General features: G+C 49.8%; 11 protein-coding genes. All 11 read right to left on the bottom strand.

From position 1 onward, the window contains the following. Nucleotides 1-1,013: 1,013 nt before the first annotated feature. A complete protein-coding gene (locus ACFRAM_RS17060) occupies nucleotides 1,014-2,132 on the bottom strand; it encodes a phosphodiester glycosidase family protein (RefSeq protein WP_379466855.1) in 1,119 nt (372 codons plus the stop codon). Nucleotides 2,133-2,276: 144 nt separating this feature from the next. Then, complete coding sequence (locus ACFRAM_RS17055; protein ID WP_379466991.1) at nucleotides 2,277-2,891, bottom strand: DUF1349 domain-containing protein; 615 nt, start codon at nucleotides 2,889-2,891, stop codon at nucleotides 2,277-2,279. Between the two features lie 28 nt (nucleotides 2,892-2,919). Next, nucleotides 2,920-4,320, bottom strand: a complete 1,401-nt coding sequence (locus ACFRAM_RS17050) for a TPM domain-containing protein (protein WP_379466854.1) — start codon at nucleotides 4,318-4,320, stop codon at nucleotides 2,920-2,922. A gap of 231 nt (nucleotides 4,321-4,551) precedes the next feature. Then, nucleotides 4,552-5,490 (bottom strand): cysteine synthase A, encoded by a 939-nt coding sequence (cysK, locus tag ACFRAM_RS17045; RefSeq protein ID WP_379466853.1) that lies wholly within the window; start codon nucleotides 5,488-5,490, stop codon nucleotides 4,552-4,554. A gap of 188 nt (nucleotides 5,491-5,678) precedes the next feature. After that, entirely contained in the window at nucleotides 5,679-10,175 is a 4,497-nt protein-coding gene (locus tag ACFRAM_RS17040; protein WP_379466852.1) for a hypothetical protein, read from the bottom strand. Continuing rightward, nucleotides 10,162-10,920 carry a DUF6063 family protein gene (locus ACFRAM_RS17035; protein ID WP_175371083.1) on the bottom strand — a complete coding sequence of 253 codons (759 nt, stop codon included), beginning with the start codon at nucleotides 10,918-10,920 and terminating at the stop codon, nucleotides 10,162-10,164. Before ACFRAM_RS17035 ends, ACFRAM_RS17040 begins: the two co-directional genes overlap by 14 nt. A gap of 18 nt (nucleotides 10,921-10,938) precedes the next feature. Beyond that, nucleotides 10,939-12,441 carry a hypothetical protein gene (locus tag ACFRAM_RS17030; RefSeq protein WP_379466851.1) on the bottom strand — a complete coding sequence of 501 codons (1,503 nt, stop codon included), beginning with the start codon at nucleotides 12,439-12,441 and terminating at the stop codon, nucleotides 10,939-10,941. 180 nt (nucleotides 12,442-12,621) lie between these two features. Beyond that, entirely contained in the window at nucleotides 12,622-13,215 is a 594-nt protein-coding gene (locus tag ACFRAM_RS17025; RefSeq protein WP_066368592.1) for a GNAT family N-acetyltransferase, read from the bottom strand. A gap of 99 nt (nucleotides 13,216-13,314) precedes the next feature. Next, nucleotides 13,315-13,443 carry a hypothetical protein gene (locus tag ACFRAM_RS17020; RefSeq protein WP_379466850.1) on the bottom strand — a complete coding sequence of 43 codons (129 nt, stop codon included), beginning with the start codon at nucleotides 13,441-13,443 and terminating at the stop codon, nucleotides 13,315-13,317. A gap of 177 nt (nucleotides 13,444-13,620) precedes the next feature. Beyond that, nucleotides 13,621-14,304: an HAD family hydrolase gene (locus ACFRAM_RS17015; protein ID WP_379466849.1), complete on the bottom strand. Its 684-nt coding sequence runs from the start codon at nucleotides 14,302-14,304 to the stop codon at nucleotides 13,621-13,623. A 47-nt stretch (nucleotides 14,305-14,351) separates the two neighbouring features. Next, entirely contained in the window at nucleotides 14,352-14,864 is a 513-nt protein-coding gene (msrA, locus tag ACFRAM_RS17010) for a peptide-methionine (S)-S-oxide reductase MsrA (protein WP_379466990.1), read from the bottom strand. Nucleotides 14,865-14,925 lie beyond the last annotated feature (61 nt).

The raw sequence follows: 14,925 nt of genomic DNA, 5'->3' as shown, positions 1-14,925 counted from the left end.
ACCTTTTTAATGCTGTTGCACTGATACATGTGAAATAGGATGCTGTATGTGATAAAAAGCAGTAAACTTAATAGCTGAAATGGTCAACCTCCCCAACTAAGAGCAATTTTGTACCTTATATTTCTTTAATATAGGCAAATGAGGGAATTAAGGACATTATTGTATCTTATTTTTCTAAAAAGCGCGCTGGAAGGGGGATTCTGGAAGATTTAAGGTACAATTTTGCACTTAATCTCCACTAACCCTTAGCTTCAGAGAATTTAAGGTACAAAAATGCTGTTAATTACACTTCGATCTCTCCTATACAAGCTCTCTTTTTTCTTGGCTATATTTGTTTTTTAATGCGTTCTGTATAGTTGTTTATGGGGCAAGTATGAAAGTAGTTGAACCCGGTAGAGGCACACAATGAGTGGCAGATGCATATGCAGTTTAATTATTTCAAACGTTGCTTCCACGCAGGGAGCGACCAGGTATTTATGACGCGTACCCACTTGGAGGTAAATTTCAATCCACGCTCCCGCGTAGGGAGCGACAATGGTCCCAGTGACTCAGCTCCGCCCGATCCGGATTTCAATCCACGCTCCCACGTAGGGAGCGACCGTTACTACGGCAACGCTATACTAAATTGTGATTTTCAATCCACGCTCCCACGTAGGGAGCGACCCGGGCAATCATGCATCCAGTCACCTAACTGGAGTTTTCAATCCACGCTCCCACGTAGGGAGCGACAGCGAATAAACACTTAAATAGAGCATAATCTCTTTTAAAACATCTCTAAAATTACTTTAATACGCAAAACTCATAGCGTCAATTAGTTTAAAAACAATACATTATACATAAAATGTAATATTTCAGGTGCGAATCCCCCAGGTATTTCATGTGAGCTTGGGGTTCGCACCAATCTTGTCTCTTTTAAATGAACTCTACTAAATTACAAAAAAAGACCGGAGGCATCCCTCCGATCTCTTGTCACCCCCCATGCGGGAGCGTAATCTAATACTATTGTAACGCTATTATTTTGTCCGCTTCTTCGCCGCGTCGATTTTGGAAGGGTCCAGGCCTTTCCAGATATTCGGAATCTCTACCTGTTCCGGATGATCAAAGACGAGAAATGCGGTCGGCAGATAACGTTCGCCATACTGCGAAGAAGGTTTGTTGATAATCTCGTTGTCCTTGACGAGAACCGTCGAAGACCCGCCGTCCAGATTCGCTGCGATTACGGCACCGTGCTTGAGCATGATTTGCTGTACATCGTAAAGGTTCGCGCCAATGCTGTAGCTTGGCTGTCTGCCGTCAATCACCACGAAGATGATAGCACCGTCCTCGCGTTGACCCATAGCTGTGCGTGGTGCAATCCCCCAGCCATCGGCTGCGTTCTTGACCAGTCCCTTGCCGTTGACGATGATACGCGGCTGAAACGATACGGCCTCCTGAACTCCCATTTTACTGAGTTCATCCAACGTGTAGTTCCCCGCGATCATCTTGCCTTGCTTATCGAGGCCCACAATCTGCGTTGATTTTTTCCCGCCAAGCCCGTTGTAATAGAGCTTTCCTTGGGAGATGACGATGCCGATCGGCTTGAAGCCATTACCGCTCCAGTTAGGATCGGCGAATCCTCCGCCATTTACCCCGGCGATCGCCCCGAGTCGTTTCACCATACTGGTGACCTTTTCCCCGGAGCCGACTTTGTTCGGAATACCGAGCCGGATCTTTGTCGGATCATTGACGATCATGACATACCCGGAGTAGCCGGTACCAGAGACAGGCTCGATCTCCACCAGCTGCTTCTCTTTTACTTCCGGTGGAGGTGTATGAATGGTATGGGTATCCTTCTCATCCCCCATATTATCGAAACGTTTGGTGTACTCGGCTACACGTGCCTTCAACTCTTCCTCACCAATAATATATTGGGCCCACTGCCGATGTTGGGTGGTGATCAGCGTATCCGCGATCGTATAGCGTAGATTTTTGGCCGACGGTGCAAAATACAGCCAGCCTCCTCCGGCAAGGAGCAGAATTAACAAGAACAGCAATACCCTGGACAGCCTACGAAAAAAGCTCTTTTTCTTGCGCTTCTTGACCGGCTTCTTCTTGCGCATAGTCGAGCGCTCTGGTAATGATGATGAATTCACTCTTTTCTTTCCTCCCTGATTCTTGCCACGAATAAAAAGAATACATAACGTATCTGTTAATCATAGACGAAAATGAGAGAGTAAAGGTTTCAATTTCTTCAATTTTTAGAGCCTCTTTGGCTTCATCTAACAACCTATTAATCATTATTTGTCGGAAAATATTGGTGGATCGGTGTGAAGCGCCTCGTCAGGCTGAGTATGCCGCCATGCTGTAAAGATAACATGGAACCCTGCACGCGTAGGTGCGCACACAAAGGGTCCAGCCTGCTTACCTGTCAAATGAGGGAAGCGAGCGACGCGAATTGTTCGCCACGGATGGTGCTCCGTCCGAGCTCGGATGATTACCGCATCATTGAACCGGGAAGCACGGATTGTGACGGTCTCCCCTGCCCATTCTGCTACCGGCGATAGTGACCAGTCGGAGTAGTCGTCGGTAACAACGGCACCGATGTGGGGAACCCCGTCATTAAGCTCGATGCCTGCTTTGATCCACTGGGTCGTACTATGCCAGAGCATCAGGCCGGCCTGATCGTACAGCTCGGTGAAGCTGTCTAGCCGGAAGGTCACCTCGACACCCTGATCGTCCTCCCAGGGAGCCAGAAGCGCATGGCCATTATCATGCTGGAATTCATAAAGTGTTTTCTCCCAATAATCACTGCCTTCCACTGCCTCAACATTGAGAGTGTCACCTTCTGTATTTACCTTTTTCGGTGGAACCGTCCAGGTTCCGCTACTCCATGGAATATTGTGTACATTCATCATATAACCACCTCTCTAAGGATCTGCTCTAATGCCGCCCTACGCCGCCACCGCTACTTGCACCACCACCGCCGGAAGAACCTCCTCCAGAGCTGTTTTGTCTACCTGATCCGCCGCCACTGCTGGAACCCCCACCGCCGCTATTTCCCGAAGAACTACCTCCTGAGGAATGACGCCCAGCGCCACCACCACTGGATGAACCGCCACCTCCCCAATTGCTGCCCCCAGAGGAACGACGTCCGCTAGAAGAGGAAGAATGATGATGACGATAGTCATCCCTATCCCAATGGCTATATCGACGTTTATTGCGACGGCTGTAGGGATTGTATCGCACACCATACTTCGAGAGATTCCGGTTCCGCCGCCAGGAAGAAAAGATGAAAAGCCCTATGATTCCCAAAAAAACCTTAAACACGCCAGAAGTCACTCCAGAATTTCCGGATTTCTCACCGGTACCATCAGCTTGGGTAGCAGATGCCGGAGTTGCTCCCTTATCACCGACTACCGTATTTGGCACGGCCTCCGCTCTAGAAAGGAAGAAATTATAGAAAGCGTTCGCTGTTGCTGTGGCTCCACCCGCATAATCCTTTTTGGCAAAGGAAGGCTCCAGTGCGCTATTCAAAATGCCTTTGATGACTTCATTGGTGAGCACTTGATCCACATCTTTACCTTGCAGCACGTGGTAGTTATCTCCCCCAATGTCCAGTACGAGCATCGTATCCTTCGATCCCGCGCCTACCGATGCGAACTTCATATACGTGTAATCCTGCAAGGTCTTGCCGCCTGTGTTCTTGACTGTGACGACATAAATCCCGTTCCCGGTGGTATCTTTATACCTGTTGCTGGACTGATTGAGGTAATCCTTCGTGACTTGCTTGAACACCCCGGCATTGTCCGAAACATAGGTTTTGTTGCCTACATTTTCAGTCCAAGTACCACCCAGAGCTTGAATGAAAGACCCGTATGTTTTATAGACACCGTTGCTATAATTCTTGGCTGCAAAATCAGGCTCCAGCTGCCGGGACAGGATCTCCGAAATCTTGCTATCCGGTAGCGTATTCACAATCCCCTTTCCCTGCACCGCCCAGTAATCATCATCCTTGATGGAAAGGAGCAGCAGCACCCCATTGTTCTTCTCCTTGGAGCCGATACCCCATTTGTTGAACAAGGATGTAGCATACTCCTTGATCGGCATCCCGTTGGTAGAATCAACGGTCACCACCACGACCTGCGCTTCATTTTTCCTATGTATCTTAATTCCGTAATTCACCATATAATTCTCGGTCTTGTCATTCAACACATTAGCAAAATCATTCACATAGAATGCCCCGGTATGCTCCGGCAATGTGCTCTTCGCGAAGCTCAGTACGGGAAATAGCATCGTAAGTATAATGGCAATCCAAGCGATTTTTAGTGGTTTATGCTTCATAAGTACACCTCCTGTATGTTTCTATTCTCTTTATCGGATACGGTGAGCTCCGGGAATAGTTTCGCCTGATTAGCAAAGCTTATGTTTAGAAATTCTACAAAGGTTTCCAGCTATCCTTCATTGGGGCTGCACTTCCTATTCTATTGTGGCATCACCAAAGAAACGGCAGGCACCCTGCTAGTAGGATGCCTGCCGTTTCCCAATCATTCATGAATTATGGCTGAAATAGAATTACTCTCCGTAGTTAAACAGTGGCGTAGACAGATAACGTTCCCCAGTATCCGGCAAAATCGTTACGATCGTTTTCCCCTTAAACTCCGGACGTTTGGACAACTCTGCCGCCGCGTACACCGCCGCGCCAGAAGAGATGCCAACGAGCAGTCCTTCTGTTCTGGCCAATGCTCTTGCGGTGGCAAAGGCATCATCGCTTTTCACCTGGAGAATTTCATCTACAAACTCTGGACGATAGTTATCCGGGATAAAGTTGGCACCGATCCCTTGAATGCGATGACCGCCCGGAGCGCCGCCCGAAAGAACCGGAGAATCATACGGCTCAAGAGCAACGATATGTACATCTGGATTACGCTCCTTCAATAACTGGCCTACACCAGAGACCGTTCCGCCGGTACCGACCCCGGCAATAAAAACATCCACCTGTCCATCGGTGTCCCGCCAGATTTCTTCAGCTGTTGTCGTCCGATGAATCTGCCGATTTGCCGGATTACTGAACTGCTGCGGAATGAACGCGCCAGGCGTACTTTCGGCTAGCTGCTCCGCTCTTCTGACAGCACCGCTCATACCCTCCGCACCTGAAGTCAGCACGATCTCGGCGCCAAGGGCTAGCATGAGCTTACGGCGTTCAACACTGAATGTCTCGGGAAGCACAATAATTAGTCTGTACCCCAGACTGGAGGCCGCAAAGGCCAGCCCGATCCCTGTATTCCCGCTCGTAGGCTCAATGATGACAGAATCCTTATTAATATAGCCTTTTTCCTCGGCATCTTTGATCATGGCATACCCGGTTCGATCCTTCACGCTGCCCGCAGGATTAAAGTATTCAAGCTTGGCCAAAACTCTTGCCTCTAAATTCTGACTGGCACTGTATCTGGAAATCTCAAGCAGCGGGGTGTTCCCGATTAGCTCGGTTAAGCTTTGATAGATATTACCCATATTCCCACTCCTATTATCAATTTTTCCCATCTGTTTACTATGTATTAATAGTAGCAGATATTTTATTTTTTTCAACCGTGATCACACGAGTTACAATACGCTCAACCTTATTTCTTAATCTAAAACGGGGTCCCTCCTTTAGTGAAGAGAAAGGACCCTCTTTTCAATGATTCAGTTGGTACATAAAATCAGAACAGCGCCGAAGGCAGAAGCTTCCTGCCGCCCTTAACCAGCGTGGATTCCAGCATATCCCCTTTGGTTCCACCAAAGTAAAGCTGCCAGTATACGCCGAACCTAATACTAACATCATTCTTAACCAGCTCCGGCGGAGTAACAATCAGCCACTGGAACCGAAGTGCCTTGGAGATTTCAAACACCGGGTCCAGCACGTTGTTCGAGACCATCTCGCCAAATGGATTATCATATAAAAACACAGTCCAGCCTTTGTTCTCACGGTTCACCCGTTTGTGGGTCATAATCATCATCGCTACCAGCAGCTGAACGGACTGCCGCTGACCACCACTGCCGACGGCTTCATCCAAGGCCCCTCTATTAATGACTTCCCAATCGGAATAATGATATTCCTCAGGAGCAGCATACAGGAAGTAGTTCTCAGTAACCGGCTTGTATACCTGAAGAACTGGGAAGCGGTTCTGGAAGGCGGCATAGACGATCCGGCCGTCGTTAATGATTTCTTTGATTGCGGAAGCAGGTACCTGCTCCATTCTCGGATATTTCTTCAACAGATCCTGGATACAGTGATTGAAATAGTCTGTGACTAGCGGCTCCACATCGTCAGTGGCACGTGGCACGTTGATATTTTTATAGCTTAACTTAACCAGTGGAAAAGCATGCTGATTCTCATTATGAATGATCATCCGCCGCTCCATCCGCTTCATAATATCCACAATCTGAATAACACGTTTGGAAGCCCGTCCGACCCACAGTTTGCGGGACAGTTCCATCCCTTCCTTGTCGCTCTGGATGCTCTCGATCTGGTCACGGGAGCTACGCAGCATGGAATCCAGCACCTGGCGGGCAATGTGAAAATCGTCCCAGTGAACGGTGTTCAACCGGTCCTGAATTTTGGTCTCCAGATCTGCATTCCAGCCGCTCTTGGAGAGTCTGCTGCTCAGCGTGTTCTTCTCCTCTTTGACTTTCTTAGAGAGTTCCGCCCGTTTCTCTCTGCGCTGCTTGATCTGGAGAAGCCATTGTGACACGAACGCCTCACAGCTCTCCTGAACGCGCTGCTTCACCTCTTCCGGAATATCGCGGAGGTTCACACGCTCTTCAATATGGGCGTTCATAATTTGCCGCTGATTGGATAAGGTCTGGAGCAGCCGGTCTATACGTTCAAGACTTCGTTTGCATTGACTAAGCAGGCGCTCGTTGTCCTGGAAACGCTGGTTAATCTCTTGCTCTTTGTAATCCAGCCCTTCCGTCCAGATTTCTACCGGACGCTCATGCTTCATCTTGATAGCTTTCTCGGCCTTGCTCAGCTCTTTCTGCAGATTGTCCGTTACGGTCTGGCAGCGGATATAGTCATCATGGATCTGCTGATAGTCCTCCTCCAGCCTCGCCGTTTCATCCTTCTGGCGTATTCTGGCCGCCATGATGGAATCGGCAGAGTCGGACGGCTCGGGCGCGTTACGCCACCCGGCATCGATCCCGCCGAGCGTTGCTTCCAGCTCGTTCAGATTCTCACGGGCAGCAGTAATCTGCGCCCCGCGAGTTCGGATTTCCAGCTCGCTACGAGAGAGCGATTGCTGGAGAGCCTCCACAGTGCTAAGCAGTTGCAGCAGCGTGTTCTGTTCCGCGGGGTCTACAAGTTCAGAAGCTGCGGCTACTTCCTCTTCCATTATAGGCGCTTGTTGATCAGCCGGGAACACAAGCTCCGGGAACCAGAGCTGAAGCCTCGGGAAAAGCGAATACCGCGTATCGCCCATCCATTTCTCACGCTGGCCGGCCATGTTTTCTCTTTGTCCAGCAAGCTGGAGAAGCTGCTGATCTCTGACGGCGAGCTCTCTGACCAGCAGGCCTTTCCGTTCTACCGCTCTCTGTTTCTCCTGACGCGCCTCTTCATGCGCCCGGGTCCGCTCAATCCAGCTCTGCAGAGCGAGCAGTCGTTGCTGCTGTTCGAAGATAGCAGCGGCCCCTTCTGCAAGCTCTCTGTCGAGCTGGACTATAAGGTCCTCATGGTCCTTTAGCTCCGCATTCAGCTGCCCCATCTTCTGGCGCAGGTCTTGTTCCAGCAGTCTCAAAGCATCCATCTTGGCGCGCAGGACCGACGTATTGTCGAGCTGGAACAGGCGATCATACTCCTGACGAGCGGATCTCAGCTTCGACAGATACGCTTCACCGTCCTGCAGCTCTTGCTCCCGCTCTTTGAGCTTGGCGGTGATGCCATTCTTCCAGTTCATAAACCGTTCCGGCTGCAGCACCATTTGCGGCCCTTCGCTAGCAAGGATCATTAAGGCTGGAGAACCCGCAGCTGCCATATCCTCACGGATAAATAGCGGTACAGGGGATTTCAACAGCACCTCTTTCAGCATATCCGGCTGGATCTTCTCTGCTTCCCGCTTGGTAAGAATCAGGGCATAAGGCAGGAGCGGATATCGCTCCAGCTCCTCTTCCCGGGTGAGATAAGGGAGATCATTCAGGTAAGAGCTGCCCGCTACCGACTGGATTTTCAGATTATCCAGCATGTCCTTGACAGTCAGAATATCCCCATTGGGCACCCAATAGGATTGATTCTGCAGCTCCACATCCAGTAGCTGATGATAATAATCCCGGCGCAGCCGCTTGTTCTGCTGCACAGTCTCCTCGATTCGGTGCAGGAACCTTGCGGTTATGTCTTCCTTCACCTCATATAGCGCTGTAGTTCCAAGCCGGCTATGCTCGTCATACAACTCCAGCAGCACAACAAGCTGTGACCACAGCTGTGATTCCCGCTGATTCTGCGTATCCAGCAGGGCACTCAGCTCACCAGTGTCTCGTTCATTGGCTGCGAGTTGCTCGGCTAGCCTTGTATGTGCTGTGTGCAGCGTCAAACGTTGTTCTTCCGATGTTTTGACTCGCTGCTTCAACAATGCGGACATCTCTTCCAGTTCCTGTACGGTGGCAAGTGATCGCTGAAGCGCAGGGGCAGGCGCATGAGCAGCTTCCGATCCGTGCTTGGCAGCAAAGCTACCCAAATCCTCGCTATACTTGCGGATGTTCGACGTAAGATCATTGATCATCACATCAAGGGTGGCCAATTCCCGCAGGGATTCATCCCGCTGCTTCCGCAGCGTTTCTTCTTCCCAAGTGAGTGTATGTAAAGAAGCTGCGAAGCCACTTAGAGTCTGCTGCCACAAAGTGGCAACGACATCCCACTGCTTCCGCAGATTCTCCTTCGTCTCCTGAATCACCTCTTGGCGCTCTTTCATTTCCATCGAGCCTTCAATGGCTTGAATCTCCTTTTGCCACTGCTCTATTTGCGATATCTGAAGCTTACGTTTGGCAAGGGAGTGGGCAATCTCCAGCTTCTTCTCCATTTCTTTGGAGTCAGCAAGCCGGCTTTTTGCACGATTCTGATGATCGCTCAACCTATTGAATTCAGTCTGCTTGGTATCCAGCTCCTCCTTGCTGCGCAGATACTTGAGGTTATCTCCTTCGAAGCGAAGCTGATCTGCCTCTTGGTGATGACCTGCGAGTTCATCTGCCATTCGGCGGCGCTCGGCTTCGGTGCTGTTCAGCTCCTCGTGGATCACTGTGAACATCTGCCTGCCTAGCAGCTCCGTCTCCTGCACGGCTTCCTCTGCTGCAGATCCTTCACCAACCAATTCATATAGCGGACCTGCCATGCCTAGAAACTCAGTATACGCCTGTTCCCGCTGCTCCAGCATAGGCAGGCGCTGAGCTATCGTTGCCGCATCAATGAACATCCGCTGCAGAGAGTTATCATCCTCCTTCGACCCTTCGTTCAGGCTGGCACCGATCTCAGGAATAATCAGCTTCTCGAACACGTTGTGGTTCGTGAAGGCATCATGCTTTTTAAAATAACCCTTGATTCCGCCTTCTTCCCCGTTGATTCTGCGCATATTGCGCCATTCTCCGATATGTATATCCCTGACTGCCAGGAAATCATAATATCTCTTCATGTCCGAGCTGTGGCTGCCAAACGGCATGATCTCATTCCGACGTTCACGAACGTATTGCTGAATAGTGTCAAAGTCTGCCGGTTCGCGGGTGGTCTGATCATAAAGAGGCAGGGTGGAGAGATTCAGCTCTGCGCCCTCGCCGTATTCCAGCAGCGCATATAGCAAATAATCCACCTTGATATCCTGCTGATCCAGCGAGTTATGTGCCGTCATGGCGATACCAGTTGTGATATATTCGTTACGCTCGCTGTTATCCAGCCGCCATTCTATCGCCACGTGGAAGGTGTAGGGCTTGAGCTGTTTTTTATGATTATGGAAAAAAGCCTCGACCTGGTTCTCGCTATCTTTTCCCCATGGCGTCTTCGGAATCAGGAGTTGGAAGATGGATTGCAGCAATACCCCTTTCCCGCCCCCGTTCATCAGCGTGATCAGCGTATTGGCGGGTCCTTCCTCATTGCACAGGTCCAACACCATATCGTCATATTTCTTGAGCATTTTCTCGTATTTGAGTCCAGTTATCCGAATTCGTTCAATCCGCGGCATAGACTTCACCTTCCTTTTCCGCCAAAGTCCGGCCAATCAAGCCTCTTAATTCCTGATAACGGTCGACATCATGATACAGGTAGCGCATTCTCTCATAGAGTTCTTCACGCGGGAAGATCCGTTTCTCCTGCTCGGAGATGAAAACCAGCTTCTCCTCTTCCAGCAGCTTCATCCCTTCATGAATCAGGCCGATCCGCGAATTGGCGCCTCTCGACAAAAGATCGCTCTCCTCCTGGCTCTTGGTCTGCATGTACAGACTGGACCAGACCTTGTGCATAGCCTGAATATCGAGCTGCCACTGGCGGCTGAACCGGCCGTCCTCATCCATCTGAATCCAGGCTGAAAAAAGCGAAGACACCTGATCGGCAATCTGAATATAAGACATACTGTCCTGTCCCGGCTTGAAATTTGTCTCGTCCTGATCCATTTCTGCCAGGAAGACGAGGATGATGATATTAATCGTATGTAAATGAGTTTTGCGCTCGATGCGCGAGTATTTATTCTTCAGCTGCGTAAAGTTCGTAGCGAATACCGAGCCTAGCGGATTCACCAGCAGGTGGAGCCGATGCCCGGAATTCATCACCCGGCAGCCCGCTTCTCTCGCGACATATTGAAGTGCGTCATATGAAGCGGTATCTTGCAGGCATTCAGCGGCAGCGGGATCATCGAGGGGCAGCACCTTTTTACGGAGCAGTTCAAAAAACAGCCGAGATGCCTGCTGCACTTGTTCCAGTGAATAACTCATGATGTGCTTCTCACCTTTCTATTCTACAATCGTAATCGTATATGGACTGATATCAAGGCCTGGCCAGGAAACACGCTGCGGTCCTTCCACAGCGATAGACGTCCGCAGCTTTTTACCACGCAGTACCTCCAGTTGCGAATTACCCGTTAACAAGTGCGCAATCAGTTGCTGACATTCGTCGCTGCCACTGCCGCTGTCATCCTCCTGCTCCTGCACTGTAATTTCAGTCTGGAAGAACTGAATCCATAAATCGATCGCATGGGGAGTGGCAGCCCATTTGAGCTGCTCTTCTGCTGTAAAAGCCTGCGCTGTGAATGTAAACGACCCCTGTTCTGCCAAAGTATGAAACACCGGCATCCACAGTAGGGCCACCTCTGCCCACGGAATGCCTTTGGCAACATAGGGTGGAGAGAGGTCCTGCTCATCTTCCTCCAATTCTTCCGGCAATAGCTCAGGCATAAAACCAACGTCCTGTTCTTCCCAAGCCCAAGGCAGCGGATAGACAAAATCCTGATTCGGTGCGAACAGACCACCGATCAACAGATCCAGACTGTCCCCAGAAGGTAGTCCCTCTTCCTTGACCCATTCCTCCCATACATGTGTACGGAAGTTGAAGCCCGTCGCGCCCCAGAACAGTTCCGGGAAATTCAGCCGCAGATTCGTCTCCACTTCGAAAATATTGAGGACCATCTCGGCCAGCTCATCATGCACCCGTCTGGACAGCTCCACCCGCTCTGACAGCAGACGAATCTCGTTAAAGTCGATAACATCTTTCTCATCATTGGCGAGCCGGGCCAGCGAACGATGAATATTGTCAAAGTGCCTGCGCTCCTCGTCGAACTGCTGATGGATCTCCTCCAACCGCTGGTGACGTGACACCCCGTATTCGCTGAAAATATGCTTTGGATTGCGGCGCAGCGCGTTCCGGTATTCCTGTTGCTGCTGCGTCATTTTGCGCACCCTGGAGATCAGTTCATTGACATCCTGCAGCGCCCGGGTCACCCGGCCATGCTTGATATGCATCTGAATTTCCAACAGCTTGATGCTGATCTGGAATTCCTCGATAATCTCGTGGCTCATGAAGATCAGCTCCATGGCATACTCCGAGAGCCGGTAGATCGTCTTGCCGTTCTCCTCCCAGCTACTTCGCGTTGCGTCTTCATCCACCGTAAAATACTTATATTTTTGCAGCGTCATCTGCCCCGTGTCATCATCATAATACCAGGATTCAAAAGCCCCCCCATTCCCGCTCCACAGCAAGCCGTCTACTAAACGCTCCACCGACTCGGTTGTGCCTAATGGGGCTATATTAAAACGCTCCAGCGCCGTCCAGACTAGCGCAATGATATCTTCTTTCGAGCGTCTTTCATTGGATTCCAGTTCCAGATAATAGACTTGGAGCAGGACACTTAACGCCAGCATCTCTTTATAAGGATGAATCTCCCCAAGGTTCATACCAGCGCCCAGATTCCACAAGGGATTCAGGCGTTTATTCCGCTCACCAAAATCAGACCAGTTCATCTTTCAGCCAACCCTTCATTGTCTAAAACTACCACTCTCAATCCATCAGCCTCCATAAAAATAACATAAACCCATATCCGCCCCTCGAAGGGGATAAATATGGGTTGGAGATTTCAGCATTACCTCTTAACATACACGAATATATGTTTCTATTATAGCATAATTGAGTATTTTTGCTAATTAGTATTTATGATTCAACAAGTAATGCAGGTTGTCTTTAACGGTAGGCCATTCTGAATCGAGAATACTATAGATGACATTATCCAGCACGGTGCCGTTAGACCTCAGACGGTGGTTACGCAGTACGCCTTCCCTGACCCCGCCGATCCGTTCAACAGCCCGCTGGGACCTTTGATTATTGCCGATCACTGAGAACTGTACGCGGACAAGTTCCAGTTCTTCGAAACAGTAGTGTAGAAGCAGGGATTTGGACTCGGTGTTGACCCTCGTTCGCCAGTATTCCGGGGCGATCCAGGTGCAGCCAATTTCCGCGTTCCGGTGATTCACTTCCAGGTGATGAATACGGGTGGTGCCGATGATTTGATCGGTAGCCCTATCGAAGATAGTATAAGGAGCCTCTGTGCCATTTTCTTTGTTCGCGAGTGCGGTTAAAAGTAATTGGTCAATCTGCTCAGGCGTAGTGACTTGCCTCCAGGTATACTCCCAGATTGAAGGGCTTGCCAATACAGCAGTCAGCCCGGCAGTGTGACTTTTTTCCATTGGAACAAGCCGTATAGCTTCGCCTGACAGTTCATCAAGATGTGTAGGCCACATGTGAATCCAACGCTCCCTTTGGTAAGATGATAGAACTTGAGAAAATGGTCTTCCAAGACCAAGTATGCTTCACCAATGGGCATGAAATCAACTAGTTTTTTATTCTACAAATTCCCTGCCAGAAGGCTGGAATTTCACCTTGGGAAATGATCCATTTCTTCCGTCGATCAGGGCTCCGTCCGTCCCTTTTAGTTCCTTGTTGAAGAAGTCCAAAACGTATCGATTCAAGATATTTGCTCCACGTTTGCCGCTGATGCTGCCTGCTTGAACATGAACGGTTTGCTCAGCGGTTCTTTACCCTCCAGATCATGCACGAGCCGTCCATAGTTTTGTTTAATTTTTCAGCTGAAGCAAAAGAAAAAGAAGCCCATCTGGGGCTTCTCGCTTCTTTACACAATCTACAGATTAGGCCCCGCTGACGATCCCAGCCTCACGAATTCGGGCGATAATCTCTCCAACCTCTTCTACTCGGCTGGCGATGTGATCTGCTCCGGCACTGCTAAGCTCTACTTCTGAACCATATCCGAACAGGACGCCGATAGATTCCACGCCACAGCCTATGGCACCAATAATGTCATGCTTCCGGTCGCCGATCATCACCGCTTGCTCTGGCGCGATATCGTTCTGATCCAGAACGTATTGGATCACTTCTTGCTTCTTGGATCGTGTTCCGTCGAGGTTGCTGCCCACGACATGCTTGAAGTAAGCGGCAAGTCCGTAATGCTCGATAATCTGTTCGGCAAACACGGTCGGCTTGGAGGTCGCCACATACAGGCTATATCCCTGCTCTTTTAACCCCTCAAGCAGTTCAGGAATACCTGGAATAACAGCGTTCTCGAACTTACCAATGGTGCTGTAGCGCTCACGGTAGAGCTCAACGGCCCGGCGGGCCTTGTCCTCTGAGAAACCATTCAATTCGATAAAAGAATCGTATAATGGCGGTCCGATATAGGGAAGCAGCGTATCCAGATCCTCGACCTGATTGTCCAGCTGGTTCAGGGCATAGGCCACACTCTTCGTAATTCCCTCTTTCGGATCGGTTAACGTACCGTCCAGATCAAACAAAATACTTTGCAATGTTCTGCTCACACCTTCAAACTCCCTCCGAAATAAACAACGAATATTAGAATTATTGATTACCAGTGCTTCTCGATGAAGGTGTCACGACCAGACTGTTCCCGGTCCTCCTTGTAATGCTTGGGGTTCTTCTTATGATAATCCTGGTGATACTCCTCCGCACGGTAGAAGACCGGAGCCGGCAGAATCTCTGTCACAATGGGTCCTTCAAAACGGCCGCTGGCAGCCACATCCACCTTGGAAGCTTCTGCTGCCAAGCGCTGTTCTTCATTATAATAGAAAACCGCTGTCCGGTACTGAGAGCCACGGTCCTGAAATTGACCTCCGTCATCCGTAGGATCGATCTGTGGCCAGAACAGCTCAAGCAGTCTTTCATATGGAAATAGCGAGGGGTCGAACGTAATCTGTACAACCTCGTAATGGCCTGTCTCTCCTGTCTTGACCTCTTCGTAAGTAGGATTAACCGTCTGTCCGCCGGCGTATCCTGAGACGATACCGTGAATGCCCGGCAGCTCTTCAAAAGGGGTTACCATGCACCAAAAACATCCTCCAGCAAACATAGCTTGTTCCATCATTATAATTCCTCTCTCTATACAGTCATGTATCTACTTATATTAAAGACACATTTGCCTG

Origin of the sequence: Paenibacillus sp. NPDC056722 (genome assembly GCF_042790635.1) — a bacterium.
GTDB lineage: Bacteria > Bacillota > Bacilli > Paenibacillales > Paenibacillaceae > Paenibacillus_AQ > Paenibacillus_AQ agri.
The sequence above is the reverse complement of the archived record's forward strand: the minus strand, read 5'-3'. Positions and strand labels throughout refer to the sequence as shown.